Below are 21,246 nucleotides of genomic sequence, written 5' to 3'. Positions count from 1 at the left end.
AACTACATTTATAGTTTGCTGCCTAAAATCATTATATCCTGACTAAAATTTCATTTATTTCTTCACTTACTTTTATTCTTTCATCATAAACCCAGTCTATATCAAATTTTAAATTGAATATTTTAGAAAATGAGTAATACATGTTAATTTTTTGATAATAAATTTCAAGTTCTTCTAGATATCCAGAATAACATTCTGGCTTAAATAGCTCTTTTTGCTTATTTACAAAAATCTCATCTACATAATTTAAAAATGTTTCCATTAAATCGTCTCGAGCTACATCGAATGGAACTTTTAATAAATCCCATTGTATTTCTTCACTTAATTTATACCTTTTTAATTTATCTAATATTAGTATATATTCACTTATATCCATTTTTGTATAATAATCAAGTTTCTCTTCTCTAGTGCTCCAAAGAGCCAATTTCTCATTCAATGGTAAACTTTTTATTTGAAGAATTGCTTCTGATGGTCCTATTACTGCTGCTTCTATTCTCTTATCTTCTTTCTCAAGCTTAGATTTTATAATTTCTGCATTTCCTGAAACGGATGCAACATATCCAACATCATATATACCAATTCTACCTGCACGTCCTGCTACCTGCTTTATTTCTTGTGATGTAAGTTCTCTTATTTCATCTCCATCAAACTTCTTTATGCTCATAAATATAATTCTTCTGATTGGCAAATTTACTCCCATGCCAATAGCATCAGTTGTTACAAGTACTTTAGTTTCTTTCTTTACAAACTGCTCATATTGCATTTTTCTAACTTCTGGCGGTAAGTCCCCATAAATTACACTTGTTTTTATACCTTTATCTGAATACTCTTTTGCTATTTCAAGTACTCTTTTTTTAGAAAATACTACAATGGCATCACCATCTTGTATATCTTCATATCTAAAATTCTTATATTCAACCTCTAATGGAATACTTCTTTTATATTCTTTTATTTCATATTCATCATTACAGTCATTTAATATTGTTTCTAATATATATTTACTATTAGCTGCTCCACAAATATGAATTTCATCACAATTAAGTCCGAGAACTGCCTTACTCCATGCCATTCCTCTAAACGGATCACTTATCATTTGAATTTCATCAATGACAGCTATATCATAATGTTCTTTTAAGTTTACTTTTTCAATTGTACAAGATGTATGTGTAGCACCTTCTTTTAAAATTTCCTCTTCACCAGTTAATAGTTCACATACAATTCCTTCATTATTGAGCTTTTCAAAATTTTCCAATGCAAGTATTCTAAGTGGCGATAAATATACACCTTTTTTAGCCGTCTTTAAACGCTCTATTGCATTGTATGTTTTACCTGTATTTGTATCACCTAAATGAATATAAAACTTTCTTTTCATATGTCTTGCTTGATAATATTCATCTTTAGGATTAACAGGAAACTTTTCTTCAAATTCCTGACTGATAAGTTTAGGTATATGAATTTTTGTAAGAAGTGCCATTATTCCAACATTCTGAAAACTATTATAATTTCCTCTTACAACATCAAAGAAATCAAATTCAGTATTGTTCTTTTTATTATAATCTTTAAGCATCTTTTCTGATACATACTCTAAAAGCTCTTCATACGATTCATAAACTTCATCAAAGTCCTTTAATCCTGTCTTTTCAAATTCTTTTAGCTTTTTTAGCTTTTTTCTTATTGCACTTTCCTGCTCTATAAGAGCTCCTGGCTTTGAGTGCTCTGCCACTTCTTTCATTTGATGTATTTGACTTTTATACTTTTTAAATTCACGTATAGCTGCATTATTACCCATATGTTGACACCCCTTATATTTTTAGTAGCTAGTATTAATATAACTTATATAATAAACTCTTCATTATATATTATATCTAAATATATAAATTTATTTAGCTTATTTTATGTATTACTTTATTTACATATCCAATAAATAAAAAATGATTTCTGTAATATTATCAGAAATCATTTTATTTTAATATATTCTATTTCAAGAATCCATTAACTATCCATTCTTCTGCTTCTTTTTCAGTAAGTCCAAGAGTCATAAGTTTAGTTAATTGTTCTCCTGCAATTTTACCTATAGCAGCTTCATGAATAAGATTTGTATTAACATTATTTGCAAGAATTTGTGGAATAGCCTTTACTGTTGCATTGTCCATAATTATTGCATCGCATTCGCTATGTCCAGTACATTTAGCATTTCCCTTAATGTCAGCTAAAAATACTTGATTAGAATTATCTTTTGCAACAGAACGTGATGTAACGTGTGCACTGCTATTATCTCCATTAAGCTCAACTTCAAATCCTGTTTCTGCAAATTGATTTCCATGAGTCATAATTTTTTCTTTTACTACTATTTTAGCGCCTTCATTCAACTTAGCTTTTGTAATTCTTTTAGTTGAATCTACACCTTTAATTTGAACAGTATCCATTTCCATATATCCATTTTCATCTATTTCAACTATAGTAACTGGATTTAATATTCTTTGCCCTTTTCCATCACCTTCACCATAGTGTTTTTCAACATATTTAACTTTAGCGTTCTTCCCTATGAAAAAGCTATGTATACCATCATGCTCAGATTCCTTATCTCCACTATTATGAATTCCACATCCAGCAATTATAGTTACATCGCTATTTTCTCCAATGTGAAAATCATTATATACCACCTCTTTAAGACCTGTCTGTGTCAAAATCACCGGAATATGTAAACTTTCATTTTTTGTATTTGGTTTAATATAAATATCTATTCCACTTTTATCTTTCTTTTTAACAATTTCAATATTAGCAGTAGAATTCATGCTAAGAGCCTGACCATCCACTCTTATATTATATGCCCCAACCGGAATACCATGGAGGCCTGATACTTCACTTAATAAGTTTTTTTGCATTTCTTCCATAGTTTATTCTCCTTTATAAAATCTGCAACTATCTGCTGCTGAAAGTAACTTAGGTAAAATCTCATACTTTTTACCACTCTGTTTTACTTGTCCATTTTCAATGACTATAATATCATCTGCAATATTTAGTATCCTTTCCTGATGAGAAATTATTAAGATTGATCCATTAATCTCTTTACGCATTTTTTCAAATACATTTATCATATTATTAAAGCTCCATATATCAATTCCTGCTTCTGGCTCATCAAATATTGAAAGCTCTGTTTTTCTTGCTAAAATAGTTGCTATTTCAATTCTTTTTAATTCTCCTCCAGAAAGGCTTGCATTGACTTCTCTATTTATATATTCTTTTGCACACAGTCCTACTTCTGATAAATAATCACATGGACTTTTTTCAAATTTTATGTTTGAAGTATTACATTTGCATCCAGAGTTCCCACTTGCAAGAGTAATGAGCTCTTTAACTGTTATCCCTTTAAATCTTACTGGTTGCTGAAATGCAAAGCTTATCCCTAATCTGGCTCTTTCTGTAATACTCATGTTTGTTATATCATTACCATTAAATATTATTTTTCCACTTGTAGGTATCTTAATTCCAGAAATTATTTTTGCTAAAGTTGATTTTCCACCACCATTTGGACCTGTAATTGCGACAAATTTTTCATTATCGATATTTAAATTAATATTTTTTAGAATTTTTTTAGTGAAGCCTTCTTCTTGGACTTCAAAACAAATATTTCTTAGTTCTAGCACACTTATTCGCCACCAATTTTAAATATTAATATATAACTTATTGGTAACTATCTCCTTTCTATCCTTAGTTCATTATTCAATCCTAAAATTATATTTATTAGAAAATATTCTATTGTATTATAATATCATAATGATAATATAATTGCCAATCATGTAAATGACTAATAAAAAATCTCCACTATAACTATGTACTTTAGTTTTTTTAATATAAATTCAAAGGAATATAGTAACTTAAATAAATAAAAGAAATCCCAATATTTAGAGATTTCTTTTTAAAATGCATCCTCATGAAATTCTATTAGTCTTGTCTTTTTGTTAAAAAACACCTGTACATGTTCATATTCTCTTTCAGTATTAGCAGACACATTTCCTATTTTAAATGTTGTATTTCGATATGCTAATACTGCACTTATTTTCCCTTCCTTTGGAACTATAAGAGTCGTTGGAATTTCTGCTCTGCTTCCTACAATTCCTGCTGCTATACTATTTCCAGCTGAAATTATTCCACCCCTTGCTACTGAATCAGGCTTAGTAAACATTATGTCTTTCATTGCAGTTAGCTTTGATGTAAATTCGCCTTTTCCACTTATTATTATATTTCCAGTAGATTTAATTTCACAATCCTGACAATACGAAATTCTTATATCAAGAGGAACAATGCTATTTTTATCGTAATATTCTATTTCGTTATCTAAAATATTAAGTAGAATAGTAAGGTCATTTAAAGATTTCATCTTTAATATGTTATATCCCAAAACTTTTTCCTTTATATATTCTATTAATTCCGATCCTTTTGTTTCATTTTTAATATTTAAAGTTACTAATTTTAATGCTATTTTTTGAAAATCTTTATATTTATCTTCAGTTAAATTTTGTATAAAATCCTTTGCTCCAAATGCTGTGGTTTTCGCCTGAAGAAGCCTTATAGTTTTTATAATATCATTTATCATATCTTTATATAAAGTCAAAACATCAGCATATTCTTTTTTTCTTATATCAATCTGTCCGGATAATATTTTAGAACTTATAGCATTACCAAGTATAGTTATATCCCCACCTGTAACTACCTTTGAAGCATTTACGTTATTGCTTACATCAAGAGATCCGCCTGCATTAACATCCATATGATCATTAACACTATCATATACTTCAATATCACCATAAAAATTTATATTACATGTTTCCATATTAACACTTTCAACTGTAAATACTGGATTTACAGTTACAATTCTTCCTGATATATGAGCCTTTCCATCTATAGTGGCTATTATATCATTTTCTTCTATTTTACATCCCTTGTTAGCTGTAATAGGTGTTAATCTAACATAATTTTTTTTGATAATTTCCCCAAAAATGTTCTTTCCATCTTTTCCTATGGTCTCTGGAATTATTTCAGCTATTTTGTCACCTTCTCGTACATTAGATATTCTAAATAAATTTTTATAATCTATAGTTTCACTTGATTCTGGATCAGGAAAGTGCATTTCTGTTGGTGAAAAAAGTAATTTCACTTCACTTGGTACATCTTGTATGGGGTACTCTCCATCAGCTATTAATAGTTCTTCATTACATCCTAAAATAGCTTTTTCCAATGCTGCTTCTTTAATGCCAAAAATCACATTCTTTTCTTTAAGAATTTTTTTTACTTCATCTACAGTATACTTAGGTGGATATTTTCTACTTACTTCTTCTACTGATAAAGCCAAATTAATAAACGATGCTTTATCCTTAAGCTTATATTCTATTTCTGGTAAATACTCTATCCTTACATATGCTTTCATTTTATCTTCAGATATAAATATATTTATTTCCCTTTTAGCTTCTGACTTTTCAAGGGTATAGTGTATTTTATCATCTTTAGTTACTACGTTTTCTTCAAATTGTTTGCAAAGTTCATCATTTATGAATAAATTAATATACTTTCTTGACTTAATTGTAAACTTTTCATCACTACAATCATTTTGAAAAATTATATTACCATTGACAACTTTTATTCCTCTTTCAAGGCTCATCTAATACTCCCCCAATATAAAATCTTTCGTTTTTATCACTATCTTGCCCCTAAAGTATGTATCTATTTTTTTCTTAATATAATTATTATATTGTAAAATTATGGCATACACTTTATAATTTATCTTAAAAAACTCATCCATCTTAAAAAGTCTCTTCTGTTTTCTTCACTCCACACTGAACATATGTAATAATCTTTATCATATATTGTTGCAATAAATCCATAATATATTGCATTTCCATTTTCATCTCTTCTTTGTTCCTCTAAAGAATACTCCATATCAACTTCTTTTAATACAGGGTAATCAATTCCAAATATTTCTTTGCAGTAATCATATTCTTGAAGTTTTCTTATTTCTCCTTTAGGTACACTTTCATCTCTAAATAATCTATCAAATTCCTTTTTAACCAATTCTCCAATTTTTATATCATCATATTTATCCTTTATTTCACCACCTTCGTGTTTTTTATTCTTCAATAAATTTTCTACAAGTTTTCTATTCCGTTCTTCTATTATTTTGCTTATTGAATCATCATCTACTCTTAATTGAGTTTTTACATTTCTATTATTCATATAATACTTTGTAGTATGGCTCTCTCTATTATCATCAATATTACTTATATTATCAAATAGTATTCCATTTATATCTTCATCTATTGTAATATCTAACTTACTTATTTTGTTTTTATTTGTTTCTTTAACATTATGATCAATATTCCCATAATCATTTTCTTCTAAAGGTTTAACTGCTTCAATTTCTATTGTGCTGCTTGTCTCTTCTTCTGCATCACTTTTAATCTTTTTCTCTACATATTCATTATTTTCTTCAATATCATTATTTTTATAATTAAGTTGCTTTTGAAGTTTTAAACTTTTCAAATAAATTTCTTCTTCTGTTTCATCTATATCTAGGCATACTTTTTCCAGTTTGCTTATAACCTCTTCTTGAAACTTTTCATTAATTAGTATACTTACCTCAAAAGAAAGATTAACTTGTCTGAATATTTCCTTTATATCAAAATAATAAGTTCCTATTTCTCTTATAATTTTATCATTTAATTTTGAACACATAATTATTATATTCCCATTTATTCTGTTAAAATAGCTTACAAGATAAGTAGAAATTATAAATATTTTTTCTAAAACATTTTCAATATTTACTTTATTGTAACTTTCATTTAATTCGCACATAACACCATATATATCTTGTGTATAGTCTTTATTAAATGTTATCCCAAAAGCATCTATATTATTATATAGTTTGATAATATCATCATCCAAAGATATATTTTTAAATATATTGATTCTATACTTATTTTTAAAATAGTTTTTACTTATTCTTATTAATTCCTTTGCTTTATCATATTCTTCATCCCAATCCTTAGTCTTTGGAACCCAATTAGTTTGTATAATTTTACACTTTTTTATATGTTTAAGATACGAAAAAACTAAAGATTCTTTTAAAGTCATTTTTATCCTCCTAATTTATGTGTTAATCCTATTTTTCTAAATATATTATATCAAAACAATAATATTAAGAGTATTTTTATTTTTCTTAATATTTCTTAAATTACTGTAATCCTCACCATTCTTCTCCTAAGGATCTTTGTACCCACAAATCATATAATGGATTGGCCCAAATAGTTCCATCTTCAAATTCAATTTCCTTTATATTTGCTTCAACTCTTGATAATTTTTCACTTGAGCCTATATTCCAACCCATAGTTCCATTTCCCCACGTTCCATCCTTAGGTATATTTACATTTTGACCTGTCCCCATAAATTCGAATCCTTGACTTTCAGATAAATATCCTGGTATTTCAATTGGATGATTCTCACTATCATATCCTATAAAACAAACATTGAAATTTTTAATAGTTTTATCAAAATGATTAGTTACTTTTATTTGTAATTGATCTGGATACATCGATTTTTTATTTGAATTGCTGTAAGCTATTTTACATTCATCTATGGTGACTAATACTGTACTCTTTGCCAATTCCTCAACCTCTTTTATTTTATTTTGCGCATTATTGTAATTGCTTTTATCATTTTCTAGAACTGCTGAAAATTGATTTATTGCTTTTTTATACTCATTATTTTTCATCGACTTCATACCTGCATCATAAGCTTCTTGAGACATGACAAGTTCATCAATTTCATTTATTGTTTTATCAACTTCATCTTTATTTTCACTTACTGATTTCAATATATTTAAGTATTCTACTGCTGTATCTCTATTTATTTCTTTATTAATAAACTTTTCCTTCAAAATAGAATCTTGCTTTTTCATAATTTCTATTGCTTTTTGTTTATCTTCTTCATCTTTTATGTTATTAAATATCTTTATGGCTTCTTCATACTTACTAGAATTTAAGTTTTCATTAATTAGTTCTATTTTACTTTTTCCACATCCTATTAATCCTGATATTAATATTATAGAAATCATGAACTTAGCTACTATAGTTTTATATTTACTCATAAATTATTCCCCTCTTAAGTTCCTTAACTATATAATAATAAAAAACTAGAATAATACTATGTTATATATTTTTTATAAGTTTTTCTCTTTATTCTAATTCATATACTATGATTATACAATTAAATGATAATTTTTAGAAGTTAGAAAAAAAACTTCTAATTTTTTTCTAATAAATATAATATCATCTTAATATAAGATGATATTATATTTATTATGTTTATGATATACTATAGTTGAATTAATATTACATATTTAACATATTTAACATATTTAATATTTTCAATAAAATTATTTTGGGGGAAAACATGATTAATATACTTACAAATAGCACTAATAATTTTGGATTAAACAAAAATTTGACCAATTATATAGTCTCAGTTTTATCTGAGTCAAATGATAATAATACCATAATCAATTCAATTTTATCTTATATTGGAGATAATTTTAATTTAGATAAAATCATTTTATTAAGATCAAATAGAGAGCTTACCGCTCTTAATTCAATTTATGAATGGCATAGCAAAACATCGGAACCCTCTAAAATTAAGTCATGTGATATAAGCAAAAATTTTATACAATCAATAAAACATCAAGTTATTGTTTGTGATGATTTTAAAAATTTTGATAAAAATAATATTCTCTATCCTTTAGTAAAAAAATTACACTCTCAATCTTTTATATGTTTTTCATTATATAACACATATTTTACTGGCTTCTTAATTTTTTCATTAACATCTGCTCCTCATAAATGGAATGAAAACGAAATAAATAATTTTTCATTAATTAGTAAATTTTTTGAAAACTATATTTTAAAATTTTATAAGAATAGTGATTATGAAAAAGAAATAAAAATAGCTACTTCCATTACTAAAAGTCAAAATTTATATACTTATGCACTAAATTCTAATTCCTATGAGTTAGAATTTATAGGAGAAAATCTAAAGCAGCTTTTTCCTTCTGTAAAGCTTGGTGAATTATGCTATAAAACTTTAAAAACTAGAAATTCTCCATGTGAGAATTGCCCTATTTTAAATGAGAACTCAAATATACATGACAACAAAAGTAATGAATATTTTGATCCATATTTAAATATGTGGGTCAGCTCAATTGTATCTAAGATAAATTTATCGAACAATAAAAATATAAGATTAATATGTCTTTCAAATATAGGTAATTTTATCGAAAGAATTAAATCCAAAGATTCCTTAACTGGTCTTTTATCATTATCCAAATTTCAAGACAAAGCAATAAAAATATTGGACAGTAACGTTTTCGACAATTTTGCTATAGTATTCTCTGATATAAATAAATTTAAATATATAAATGAAAATATAGGATACTCAACTGGGAATATACTTTTAACAGAAGTTGCCAGATTATTTTCATCAAATTTAACTGAAGATGAATTAGTATGTCGTAATGGAGATGATAAATTTATACTTTTAATTAAGTATAATACAATTACTGATCTAAGAAACAGGATAGACTCTTTAAATGAGCAAATCCTAACTCTTCAAAATAATAAATTCAAAAATATAAACATTGCATTAATTAGTGGTATTAGCTTAGCATCCACTAATAATAGAGACGTAATCCAACTAATCGATAGAGCTAACATCACTAGAAAAACTTTAAAAAATTCGCATAAAAGTACGTATTCAGTATATAGTTGTGAATTGCACTCTAAAATTACAAAAGAAAAATCAATTGAATATAAAATGAGATCTGCACTTATAAATAAAGAATTTATAGTATATCTTCAACCTAAAATTGATTTATCTACTAGACAGATTTCTGGTGCAGAAGCATTAGTTCGTTGGCTTCCACCAGATGAAAATTTAATTCCTCCAAAGGATTTTATTCCTTTATTTGAAAAAAACGGGTTTGTAGTTGAATTAGATTTTTATGTTTACGAAGAGGTATTTAAAGTTTTACGAAAATGGCTTGATGAAAAAAGATGTTTAGTTCCTATTTCTTTAAATGTATCTAGGATTCATTTACGAGATTATAATTTTGTTCCTAGACTAACTTCTTTAATAAATAAATATAATCTTCCAACAGATCTTATTGAATTAGAAATTACTGAAAGTACATTCTTTGAAAATATAAATCAATTACTTAAAGTCATTAGTGAATTAAAACATTATGGATTTACTTTTTCAATAGATGATTTTGGTTCTGGATATTCATCACTAAATATTTTGAAAGATCTACCTATTGATGTCTTAAAATTAGATAAAGGATTTTTTCCAAGAGATAATATTAGTAAAAAAGAAAAAATAATTGTTTCAACTATTGTTGATATGGCAAAGAAATTAGATATAAGAGTTATATCTGAAGGCATTGAGACTATTGAACAATGTGATTTTTTAACTAACATTGGTTGTGATATGGTTCAAGGTTATTTATTTGCGAAACCAATGCCTATTTCTGAATTTGAAAAGATAGTTTCTAGTTCTAATTATGATTTTTAAAATAGAATAGATTATTATTTAGTCTATTTTAATATCATAAAATTCACAGGAAATATCTTTGTTCTAAAATTTATATATTATTTATAAAAATAAATATCTATCTAATTGCATAAATTTAAGTTATTGCATCACATATCGAAATTAATAATATATATTTAATATATATTATAGTATGATAGGACTGATATTGTATGGATGGTAATATAAAAATTTTAACTTGTAATGAATTAACTCCTGGTATGGTGTTAGCAAAATCCATTTTAAAAGATGGAAATGTTTTGGCTTATAGAAATTCACCTCTAAAAGAAAAAGATATTCTTACTATAAAAAAAGAAATTCCAAATGAAACAATTTTTGTTTATGATAGCATAATATATTCTGATGAAAAAGTTGCTGTAAACGGCAGCTCAAAAGTTAAACCTTTCATTCCTAAAACATTAAAAGAACAAGTACAGAATTTGGAACAAAAATATAATGAACTTTCTATGGCTTTAAATAGTATTTTTTATAAACTTAAGATATTCCAAAACTCTAATATTAAAGAAATTCGAGAATTCTCTAATGTTCTTATCTCTCAAACAAAAGATACGAACACACTAATACAAGATCTTGTGTTCTTTGGAAGTAGTGATGATCCCATTTACAGACATGGAATTAATGTTGCACTTCTTAGCAATCTTCTTGGAAATTGGATAGGCCTAAGAGAAGAACAACTTAATCTACTTACATTTTCCGCTTTATTACATGATATTGGTAAAGCTCGTATTAATAAAGAAATACTAACTAAAAAAGCTTCCTTGAACTTCTCAGAACGAGAAGAATATAAGGAACATGTAAAGCATGGATATAACATTGTCAAAGAAATAGTATACCTAGATAAGTCTGTAGCACAAGGTGTACTATTTCATCATGAAAGACTGGATGGCAGCGGATATCCATTTAAATTAACCTCTGAAAGAATACCTGAATTTTCAAAAATTATAGCAATTGCTGATTCATTTGATAATGCAAATTCTTCTAGAGGAAACTGTAAAAAACTAAACCCATTTGAAGCAATTGAAAAAATAAAACAAGAAAGTTTTGGCAGATTAGATTATGGATATTCAAACATTTTTATAAATAATATATTAAATTTCTTTATTGGAAAAGATGTTCTTCTTGATAATGGTGATAAAGCCCAAATTATACTTATGAATGTTAATGACCTTAGTCGCCCTATCATAATTCTAAATAACGATATTATTGACTTATTAAAAAGCAAAGAGCTTAACATTAAAGAATTTGCTTTTTAAGCAAAAAATATATTAAGGTTTTCTTATTATATTCTTAAATATCATATATACTGTACAAAATATCTATTTTCTAATATATAATATTTCATGTATTTATATATAATGTTTTAAAAGGAGATATTATGAGTTGTTTAGGTAATATTATTTGGTTTATCTTCGGTGGATTTTTTAATGCTATAGGCTGGTTCTTTACAGGAATACTTTGGTGCATAACAATTATTGGAATACCTATAGGGCTTCAATGTTTCAAGATGGCAGGTTTACAGCTTGCTCCTTTTGGAAAAGAAGTTGTAGAAACAAATTTTGGAATCGGAAGCCTCTTTTTAAATATATTATGGATTATATTTGGTGGCTTAGAATTATGTATAGCTAATCTTTTAAGTGCATTTTTCTTATGCATTACTATTGTAGGAATTCCATTTGCTGCTCAGTCTTTAAAATTAGCTAAGCTTTCCCTTATGCCGTTTGGCAAAGAAATACGTTAAAATAGGATTAGATAGTAAGTATACTATCTAATCCTATTTTTTTATCTTTGGTAAATTCCATTTATATTTTGCTGATGCAATTCTTATTGCTATTACAATTAATGAACTTAATACCATGGATAAAATATTATCTATCTCTAATTTAATAAATAATATATAACTTATAGCTCCAATGATAGATGCAGAAGCATATACATGTTTTACAAGTACAAAAGGAGTTACTCCAGCCATTATATCTCGTATCATTCCCCCACCTATACCTGTTACTACGCCAACAAATGTAAGTAAAAAAATATTATCTTCTATTCCCATATTAATTGCTGTATTTATTCCTACTACTGTAAATATTCCAAGTCCAATAGCATCAAATAAAATCATGATCTGTTCATAGTGTTCTAAAAATTGACTGCTTAAAATTTCATTTTTAATATATATAATTAAAAACAAAATACATGATATTAAAATTGATATTGTTACATATATATAATTTCTAAATACACTTGGTGGTGTTATTCCTAAAATCAAATCTCTTATTATACCACCTCCGATTGCAGTCGTAATTCCTAGTACATTAACTCCAAATATGTCCATATTCTTCTTTATACCTACCATAGCACCAGAAGATGCAAATGCTATTGTTCCAACCATTTCCATAACAAATACCATAAATTCTGTATATGTCATTATACTGTCATCCCCCCCTTATAAGAATCTAGTTGCAAACATGTCTATAATACACTGTTTAAGATAAAAAAACAATTTATATAAGAAAAAAACACCTAAAAATTTTAGATGCTTTTTCTTATATAAATCTTATTATAGTTTACTTAACTTATCATCAATAAGTTGTTTACAAACTTTAGGATTAGCTTTTCCTTGACTCTTCTTCATTACTTGCCCCATTAAGAATCCTGATGCTTTGGTTTTTCCTGCCTTAAAATCTTCTACTGATTGAGGATTAGCTACTATTACTTCATCAACTATTTTTTCTAGTTCATCGCTTGAACTTATTTGCATAAGTCCTTTTTCTTCAATTACTTTTATTGGATCTTTATTTTCATCAAATATGTCTTCAAGAACCTCACGTCCTATATTATTGCTTATTTTTCCTTCACTAACAACATTAAGAAGCTTTGCAAAGTTTACTGAATCTAATGTCATTTCTAATGATTCTGTCTTTCTGTCCTTTAATATTCTTAAAATATCTCCAAGGATCCAGTTCGCTGCCATCTTAGGTGCTATTCCTTCTTTAGCGACAGCTTCAAAGAACATAGCAAGACCCATATCTGAAATTAATATATCTACTTCTTTTTCAGTTAACTCGTATTCATTTAAGAATCTTTCCCTTTTAACCTCTGGCATTTCTGGAAGTGATTTTTTAATTACATCTATTTGCTCATCATATAGTATTATTGGTGGTAAATCTGGTTCAACTACATATCTATAATCATGTGCTTGTTCTTTTGAACGCATAGATATAGTCTTTCCTTTTGCAGCATCCCATCTTCTAGTTTCTTGAACAACTTTATATCCTTCATTAAAGCTATATAATTCTCTTTGTCTTTTTTCTTCTTTTTTAAGAGCTTTTTCAAGCTCTCTAAATGAGTTTATATTTTTAAGCTCAACTTTTGTGCCAAATTCTTCTTGTCCTACAGGTCTTAAAGATATATTAGCATCACATCTTAATGATCCTTGCTCCATACGGCAATCTGAAACGCCGGCATATTCTAAAATAGACTTTAACTTTCTTAAAAATTCTACAGCTTCACCAACACTTCTCATATCTGGTTCTGTAACTATCTCAGCAAGAGGTACGCCAACTCTGTTATAATCAATTAATGAAATTGGTTCATCTTCTACGTGAATAAGCTTACCAGCATCTTCTTCTATATGAATTCTATTTAATCTTACCTTAACTGTTTTTCCTTCATATTCGTATTCAATAACACCACCTGAACATATTGGCATATCAAATTGTGAAGTTTGATAGTTTTTAGGAAGATCAGGATAAAAGTAGTTTTTTCTATCCATTTTGTTAAACTTATTTATTTTGCACCCAAGAGCTGTACCAGCTTTTATTGCTAAATTTACAACTTCTTCATTAAGCACTGGAAGTGTTCCTGGAACCCCTGTACATATAGGACATGTATTTGTATTAGGCTCTGCTCCAAATGCTGTTGAGCATGAACAGAATATTTTTGTTTTAGATTTTAATTCAGCATGTATTTCAAGACCAATTACTGTTTCAAAGTTCATTTTTCTTACCTCCTATAACTCAACATTTAAGCTTTGTTCTAAGCTATATGCAGCTTTAAAGATTTTTTCTTCACATAGCATATCTCCCATAAGCTGAATACCAATAGGAAGACCTTCTTTTGATATGCCTCCCGGAATTGATATTGCAGGAATTCCAGCTAAGTTTACGTTTATTGTATAAATATCAGCTAAATACATGGCAAGTGGATCTGCATTTTTTTCACCTATCTTAAATGGTAATACTGGTGATACTGGTCCAAGTATTAAATCATACTTTTCAAATGTTTTTGATAAATCATATTTAAGCTTAGTTCTAAACTTATCTGCTTTATTATAATATGCATCATAATATCCTGAACAAAGTGCATATGTTCCTATCATGATTCTTCTCTTAACTTCTGGTCCAAATCCTTCTGTTCTACTTCTTTCCACTAAATCTTCAACATCTACAAATTCCTCTGGTCTATATCCATATCTTATACCATCATATCTTGAAAGATTTGTTGATGCTTCAGCAGATGACATTATATAGTACGCTGCAAGGCCATCTTTCATTATTGGAAGTGAGAATTTAGAAACTTCAGCACCATTTTCTTTTAATACTTCAATAGCTTTTACTACAGTCTCTCTTATTTCTTCATCTAATCCCTCACCAAAGAATTCTTCTGGAATCCCAATTTTCATACCTTTAACACCATCTTTTAAATTCTTTGTATAATCTTTTACTTCTAGATCTCTTATACTTGTTGAATCATAAAAGTCAGTTCCAGCTATTACATTAAGCATATAAGCACTATCTTCAACATTTTGTGAAAATGGACCAATTTGATCTAAAGATGATCCGAAAGCTACAAGACCAAATCTAGAAACTAATCCATAGGTTGGCTTAAGACCTACAACTCCACAGAATGCAGCTGGTTGTCTTATTGATCCACCAGTATCTGATCCCAAAGATATCGGACACATATCCGCTCCAACTGCTGCTGCTGATCCACCTGATGATCCACCTGGAACTCTGTCTAAATTTCTTGGATTGTGAGTCTTTTTAAATGCTGAGTTTTCTGTTGAAGATCCCATTGCAAATTCATCCATATTTGTTTTTCCAATTATTATTGCATCTTCCTCAAGTAATTTTTTTACAACTGTTGCATCATATGGAGGAATAAAATCTTCAAGCATTTTTGATGCACAACTTGTATTTACACCTTCTGTACAAATATTATCCTTAATAGCTATAGGAATTCCAGCAAGTTTTCCTAGTGCTTCTCCTTTTGCTATTTTAGCATCTATTTCTTTGGCTTTTTCTAAAGCCTCATCACATGAAAGACTTAAAAAAGCATTAACTTTAGGTTCTTTCTCTAAAATATTTTCAATATAAGATTTAACTAATTCTTCACTGGTCATTTCTTTAGACTTTATTTTTTCTACCATTTCTTTTAATGTCATTTTCATTTATTTCACCACCTATTCAATAATCTTTGGTACTTTGATGTACGTATCTTGTTTTTCTTTAGCATTTCTAAATAAATCGTTGCATTCAAATTTCTTTACTTCATCTTTTCTAACTATAGGTTTTAATTCCTTTTTTATTTCATCATCATTTATTTCTAAATCCAATTCACTTAAATATTTGAAATTTTCTAAAATACCTTCAAATTCGCTTGCAAACTTTGCTGCTTCTTCATCTGTAAATCTAAGCTTAGAAAGCTTAGCTATATATTTAACTTCATCAATTGTTACGTTCATTTTTAACACCTCATTTTTTTATTTTTTAATGAAACTCGGACTCACATTCGTTCGTTCGAGTAAGCGATTCACACAAAATCATAGATTTTGGTTCTCTGCTTATGAAACTCGGACTCATATTCCTTCGTTCGAGTAAGTTCCAGCAACCAAATCATAGATTTGGGCTGTCACTTATGGTTCAATTCTCTTCATATCTCTTGGGAATAATGCTGCTTCTCTTATATTTGAAAGATCAAGAACTTGCTTTGTAATTCTTTCAAGACCTATTGCAAACCCTCCATGTGGTGGCATTCCATATTTAAATGTATCTAAATAGAATTTAAATGCTTCTAAATCTAATCCAAGTCTTTCCATCTTACCTTTAAGCATTTCATAATCATGAATTCTTTGACCACCAGTTGTAATTTCAAGTCCTTTGTAAATTAAATCAAAACTCTTAGTAATTTCAGGATTATCTTCACATTCCATTGCGTACATAGGGCGTTTTGCTGTTGGATACTCAGTTAAGAATACAAAATCACAGTTATATTTTTCTTTTACATATTGTGCAAATAACAATTCACCTTCATTATCAATATTTCCAACTGGTGATTTCTTTCCATACTCAGCTAGTAATATTTCTTGTGCTTCACTTAATGGAATTCTTGGAATATTAAGTTCATCTGGAAGCTCTGTATCATATAATTTTAATTCTTCCTTGCAAGTTTCTTTTAAGTGCTTAAACATATATCTTAAGAAGTTTTCTTCAATATCCATTAAATCTTTTTCATCTTTTATAAAGCCAATTTCAACGTCTAAGCTTATATATTCATTTAAATGTCTATAAGTGTTGTGAAGCTCTGCTCTGTATGCATATCCTACTTCAAATACTCTTTCAAATCCTGCTCCAACCATCATCTGCTTATAAAATTGTGGACTTTGTGCTAAAAATGCTCTTCTACCAAAGTAGTCTACAGTGAACATTTCAGATCCACCTTCAGTTCCTGAGTTTATAATCTTTGGAGTATGAATTTCTTCAAAATCATTTTCTTTAAAAAATCTTCTAAAACTTTCTTCAATTTCATTTTGAATCTTAAATATTGCTTTCTTTTTAGGTATTCTAAGACTCATTGTTCTATAATCCAATTGAGTTTCTAAGGAAACCTTGGTTTTATATCCTTGAATCTCAAATGGAAGCTTATCGTAATAAACTTTTCCAACCATATCTATTTTTTCAGCTTCTATTTCAATTCCTCCGAGTGCTTTTTCATTTTCGCGAACCATTCCAGTAACTTCTATTGAATTTTCAAGTCTTAAACCTTTAATTTGTTCCTTAGTACAAACGAGTTGAATTATTCCACTTTTATCTCTAAGCATTACAAATGTTACACTTGCTAAATCTCTGATTTTGTGAACCCATCCTCTTAATAATACTTTTTCTTCTTCACATACTTTTAAATCTTTTATAAATGTTCTTTTCATATCTCTTACTCCTTTTTACTTATTTTGAATTTTATTGAAACGAATGTTTAGAAATCTCTTGTGTTTAACCTTTATTACTAAGTTTAAAATTTAAACAATAAAAAAATCTCGTTCCTATGCTTTCGCATAGGGACGAGATATAATAATCATATTCCGCGGTACCACCCTGTTTAACCTGATAACAAGTTCACTTAATAAATACAGAGTGCATAATGTAAAAATTTTGAGATACTTTCGTAAACACACTACTACTCTATATCCTTCACTTTTAACGGTGTGATTCCGGCTAAGTCTACTATTACGTACTTGTAATTTCGGTTAACTGCTCCAAAGTGTTCTTTCATTCAAGACTCATACAGATATTCCACCATCATCTGCTCTCTAAAAATCATCATAGAATTACTTTTCTTTATCGTTGCATTTATTCATTTCCTAATGTTGTATTCATTATATTGCACTTTTTTTTATAAATCAACACTTTTTTTAAATTTTTTTTATCTCTTTACTTTCTTAAGTTATATAATATTATCAGAATTCAATTTAATCTTCCAATTTTACTAGTCTCTCTAATAATTTCATATTTTAATATATTATACCCAAAAACTTTATTTAATTAAGGAAGCAAACTTAATTTTTCTCTCTTAAAAAGCATTTATATCTTGTCCCTTGAAAAGTTAGAGTTCCATAATCACCTTCAGCTAACATACCGTATTGCTCTCCCGTTACTGAAAATTCCATTCTGTCTCCACTATTTACTTCAAATGTAATATAATAATAAGTCGTGGATGAATGCATCATATTATTTTCACCTGTATTTGTAACATTATGCGAAACATCTGCTCTTTTACTAACTACGGTTGCTTTAACCTCAAGAACTGGTGAATTATTATTTTTGTTCCATTGTGAAAGCCCCTTTATGGCTCTATATATAAAAGTTCCTATAACAATACAAAAAATAATAAAAATAAATACCTGCCCAAAACTAAACATAAAACCATATCCAAATTCATTATATGATAAGTCCATTTACATCCCTCCAATATATATTTATATTCTCTTCATAAAAACGTACCTTCTCAAACCTCCATATTTTTCTTTTTCACATACAATTTCAAACCCTAACTCCTTAATATTATCAGAACTGTATTTATTATCTGGTGCTGCTGTAGCACAAATATACTTTATATTATCAGCTTTTGCTAATTCTTCAAGCTTTTCAATAAGTATTTTTTGAAGCTTATTTCCTCTATAATCTGGATGTACAATTGTAGATTCAAAATTTGCAATGTATAGCAACTCTTCCCCTTTAACACCAATGTCATATCCATAATTTTCTTCATCATATCCAAACTTTGCATATACTCCAATAGCAACTAATTCGTCAGTTGACTCCACAATGCAGCCTAAAATTTTACCCCTCTCAGTTAAATCTTTTTTTAAATCTTCTTCACTGCAACACGAATAAAATTCTTTTTCCTCTAATAAATCATATATATATTTCTGGAGTTCTAAAATCTTATCTAAATATGAAATATCTAATAATTTGATTGTAGCTTTTACTTTTTCTCCATCTCTTCTCTTTAATATAAGTTCTGCATTCATTGCTTATACTCTCCTATATTTATTATACCAAATGTTGAAATTTAATATTTTCACTATAAAGCAGAGCTTAATTTATATTACGTTCTATTTTAAATTTTCTTCATAAAAATTTAAAACATATATTAAATAGGAAATTTGAATTTTATCAACTTCTCTATATATTTCATGCCTAGAAGTTTCAAATTTTATTAATTTACAATTTTCTGCATATCTTTCAAACTTTCTTTCACCTTTAGGTGTAACATAAATATCATTACCTGCTTCACATAAAAGTATTGGTATTTTTAATTTTTTTATATTTTTCTTTTTAGTTGTTTCTCTGCATAACTCTAATGCTTCATTTAACCATTTATAACTTGCTCCACCTTTTTGAAATTCTACTTTTTTTTCAACATAATCATCATAATATTTATGCCGTACCTTACTTGATGTAGCCCATTTATCCATATCTTCTTCTGGTAAATATCTTCTAAAACCAATAACATAAACATGCCCCTTATTAAGTGCGATAGCAGCTTTTGATAATAAATGAGTAAAAAAATCTGGTATTGAGCCTGTGTTAAGGCTAAGCATTGGAGCACTTAAAATAGCAGCATCAAAATATTCTGGATATAACTGTATGAACCTTGCACCTATTCCTCCACCCATAGAATGTGAAAAAAGAAATATTTTTTTTGAATTTTTATATGGCATCACTACTATATCCATAAATGTTTTAAAATCATATATATAATCTTCATAATTTTCCACATACATCTGACTAATATCATCTACTCCAAGATTTTCTGATCTTCCATGCCCTCTATGCTCTATTCCAAAGACATTAAATCCAGCTCTTAAAAAATAGTATATTATTTCATGATATTTATCCAGGCTTTCTGTATATCCATGTGATATTACAATGTTTCCTTTATTTTTGTCTAAAATATAATTTTCATAATATATATCTTTATCTTCTATACCTTTGAAGGATCCTTGATCTATTAATTTATTTAAATATGGCTCTACTTCATTAACCATTAAATTTTCATATTGATTTTCATTAATATGAATTGCATTTATTAAATTTTCTGTATTTATAGCATAACTGATATTTTGTGCAACTGATACAAAAATGCAATTTATCAAAAATATTGTAAATATCAAAAAAATTAAAATTCTTGAATAAATATAATATTTTTTATTTTTTAAAAATTTCATATGATATTCACGCATCCCTTCGTAAACTTAAAATCATAATTTTAAGTTTAAATCTATACGCATATATCTTTTGCATTTTATTTTTTTATACTACTAAATTTAAAACTATTCTAAAATAGAAATAACCCATTTATTACATGCTGTACACTTATGTATTGTTATCACAAATAAATCAAATTGTTTCTTATCAGCCATAAAGCCCATTTTATCACGCTCATTTTTAGTAACAAATTCATCATTTTCATCTACATATCCAATGATTTCAACTAGATAATTTTTTTTAGTATCATTGCAGCATCCATTGGATCCTGCAATTTCTATGATTTCATAATCTAATTCTTCACTTAACTCTTGTACTATATCAATTATGTCTTCATAGTCATGTATATCTTCAACGAAATCTTCTTCATAAAATTCTAAATCTTTAATTTGAAATAATTTATTCATACATTTCTCCAATCTTATATTAATTTAATTCTATATTTTAAATTATATATGTGCAACTATCATAAAGTAAACAAAAATAATAAAAGCCATTATAAATTGCATTTTTATAGTTTTTAACTTTTTTTATAAAAAACATAAAAAAT

Annotated in this window: 18 protein-coding genes and 1 other annotated feature; of the genes, 3 read left to right on the top strand and 15 right to left on the bottom strand. The window is 27.4% G+C overall.

The annotated features are described in order from the left end of the window. Nucleotides 1–31 precede the first annotated feature (31 nt). The 6 genes from CNEONATNEC86_RS09760 to CNEONATNEC86_RS09735 all read right to left on the bottom strand — a co-directional run bounded on the left by CNEONATNEC86_RS09760 (nt 32) and on the right by CNEONATNEC86_RS09735 (nt 8,140). Nucleotides 32–1,789: a helicase-related protein gene (locus tag CNEONATNEC86_RS09760; RefSeq protein ID WP_159135898.1), complete on the bottom strand. Its 1,758-nt coding sequence runs from the start codon at nt 1,787–1,789 to the stop codon at nt 32–34. Nucleotides 1,790–1,976: 187 nt separating this feature from the next. Beyond that, complete coding sequence (locus CNEONATNEC86_RS09755) at nt 1,977–2,894, bottom strand: SufB/SufD family protein (RefSeq protein ID WP_159135897.1); 918 nt, start codon at nt 2,892–2,894, stop codon at nt 1,977–1,979. A 3-nt stretch (nt 2,895–2,897) separates the two neighbouring features. After that, on the bottom strand, nt 2,898–3,647 hold the full coding sequence (locus tag CNEONATNEC86_RS09750; protein WP_159135896.1) for an ABC transporter ATP-binding protein: 750 nt from the start codon (nt 3,645–3,647) through the stop codon (nt 2,898–2,900). Nucleotides 3,648–3,919: 272 nt separating this feature from the next. Beyond that, nucleotides 3,920–5,659: a DUF342 domain-containing protein gene (locus tag CNEONATNEC86_RS09745; RefSeq protein ID WP_159116159.1), complete on the bottom strand. Its 1,740-nt coding sequence runs from the start codon at nt 5,657–5,659 to the stop codon at nt 3,920–3,922. Nucleotides 5,660–5,778: 119 nt separating this feature from the next. Beyond that, a complete protein-coding gene (locus tag CNEONATNEC86_RS09740; RefSeq protein ID WP_058295039.1) occupies nt 5,779–7,128 on the bottom strand; it encodes a ring-infected erythrocyte surface antigen domain-containing protein in 1,350 nt (449 codons plus the stop codon). Nucleotides 7,129–7,240: 112 nt separating this feature from the next. After that, the gene (locus CNEONATNEC86_RS09735; RefSeq protein WP_159116158.1) at nt 7,241–8,140 is read right to left on the bottom strand and encodes a DUF5780 domain-containing protein; all 900 of its coding nucleotides are present in this window, start codon (nt 8,138–8,140) and stop codon (nt 7,241–7,243) included. 305 nt (nt 8,141–8,445) lie between these two features. Here CNEONATNEC86_RS09735 and CNEONATNEC86_RS09730 point away from each other — a divergent pair, with 305 nt between their 5' ends. The 3 genes from CNEONATNEC86_RS09730 to CNEONATNEC86_RS09720 all read left to right on the top strand — a co-directional run bounded on the left by CNEONATNEC86_RS09730 (nt 8,446) and on the right by CNEONATNEC86_RS09720 (nt 12,391). Then, entirely contained in the window at nt 8,446–10,614 is a 2,169-nt protein-coding gene (locus tag CNEONATNEC86_RS09730) for a putative bifunctional diguanylate cyclase/phosphodiesterase (RefSeq protein WP_058295037.1), read from the top strand. A 191-nt stretch (nt 10,615–10,805) separates the two neighbouring features. Beyond that, nucleotides 10,806–11,906 carry an HD-GYP domain-containing protein gene (locus CNEONATNEC86_RS09725; protein WP_159116156.1) on the top strand — a complete coding sequence of 367 codons (1,101 nt, stop codon included), beginning with the start codon at nt 10,806–10,808 and terminating at the stop codon, nt 11,904–11,906. A 122-nt stretch (nt 11,907–12,028) separates the two neighbouring features. Then, nucleotides 12,029–12,391 (top strand): YccF domain-containing protein, encoded by a 363-nt coding sequence (locus CNEONATNEC86_RS09720; RefSeq protein WP_058295035.1) that lies wholly within the window; start codon nt 12,029–12,031, stop codon nt 12,389–12,391. 33 nt (nt 12,392–12,424) lie between these two features. Here the strand turns inward: CNEONATNEC86_RS09720 and CNEONATNEC86_RS09715 are convergent, their stop codons facing one another. The 9 genes from CNEONATNEC86_RS09715 to CNEONATNEC86_RS09675 form a co-directional block, all read right to left on the bottom strand. Continuing rightward, the gene (locus tag CNEONATNEC86_RS09715; protein ID WP_058295034.1) at nt 12,425–13,075 is read right to left on the bottom strand and encodes a trimeric intracellular cation channel family protein; all 651 of its coding nucleotides are present in this window, start codon (nt 13,073–13,075) and stop codon (nt 12,425–12,427) included. 132 nt (nt 13,076–13,207) lie between these two features. Continuing rightward, a complete protein-coding gene (gene gatB, locus CNEONATNEC86_RS09710; RefSeq protein ID WP_159135895.1) occupies nt 13,208–14,647 on the bottom strand; it encodes an Asp-tRNA(Asn)/Glu-tRNA(Gln) amidotransferase subunit GatB in 1,440 nt (479 codons plus the stop codon). A gap of 12 nt (nt 14,648–14,659) precedes the next feature. Next, nucleotides 14,660–16,099, bottom strand: a complete 1,440-nt coding sequence (gene gatA, locus CNEONATNEC86_RS09705; protein WP_125150288.1) for an Asp-tRNA(Asn)/Glu-tRNA(Gln) amidotransferase subunit GatA — start codon at nt 16,097–16,099, stop codon at nt 14,660–14,662. 12 nt (nt 16,100–16,111) lie between these two features. Continuing rightward, nucleotides 16,112–16,393 carry an Asp-tRNA(Asn)/Glu-tRNA(Gln) amidotransferase subunit GatC gene (gene gatC / locus CNEONATNEC86_RS09700; protein WP_125150287.1) on the bottom strand — a complete coding sequence of 94 codons (282 nt, stop codon included), beginning with the start codon at nt 16,391–16,393 and terminating at the stop codon, nt 16,112–16,114. Between the two features lie 171 nt (nt 16,394–16,564). Further along, on the bottom strand, nt 16,565–17,854 hold the full coding sequence (gene aspS, locus CNEONATNEC86_RS09695) for an aspartate--tRNA(Asn) ligase (RefSeq protein WP_159116153.1): 1,290 nt from the start codon (nt 17,852–17,854) through the stop codon (nt 16,565–16,567). A 125-nt stretch (nt 17,855–17,979) separates the two neighbouring features. Then, nucleotides 17,980–18,279: a binding site (T-box leader), on the bottom strand. Between the two features lie 202 nt (nt 18,280–18,481). Continuing rightward, complete coding sequence (locus CNEONATNEC86_RS09690) at nt 18,482–18,880, bottom strand: DUF2500 domain-containing protein (protein ID WP_159135894.1); 399 nt, start codon at nt 18,878–18,880, stop codon at nt 18,482–18,484. A gap of 21 nt (nt 18,881–18,901) precedes the next feature. Continuing rightward, nucleotides 18,902–19,456, bottom strand: coding sequence for a GNAT family N-acetyltransferase (locus CNEONATNEC86_RS09685; RefSeq protein ID WP_058295028.1), 555 nt, complete (start codon nt 19,454–19,456; stop codon nt 18,902–18,904). An 84-nt stretch (nt 19,457–19,540) separates the two neighbouring features. Next, a complete protein-coding gene (locus tag CNEONATNEC86_RS09680) occupies nt 19,541–20,656 on the bottom strand; it encodes an alpha/beta fold hydrolase (RefSeq protein ID WP_058295027.1) in 1,116 nt (371 codons plus the stop codon). 105 nt (nt 20,657–20,761) lie between these two features. Beyond that, complete coding sequence (locus CNEONATNEC86_RS09675; RefSeq protein WP_058295026.1) at nt 20,762–21,103, bottom strand: hypothetical protein; 342 nt, start codon at nt 21,101–21,103, stop codon at nt 20,762–20,764. Nucleotides 21,104–21,246: the final 143 nt, after the last annotated feature.

Origin of the sequence: Clostridium neonatale (assembly GCF_900465025.1) — a bacterium.
GTDB classification, from domain to species: domain Bacteria; phylum Bacillota; class Clostridia; order Clostridiales; family Clostridiaceae; genus Clostridium; species Clostridium neonatale.
This window is presented reverse-complemented; position numbering and strand designations above follow the sequence as displayed.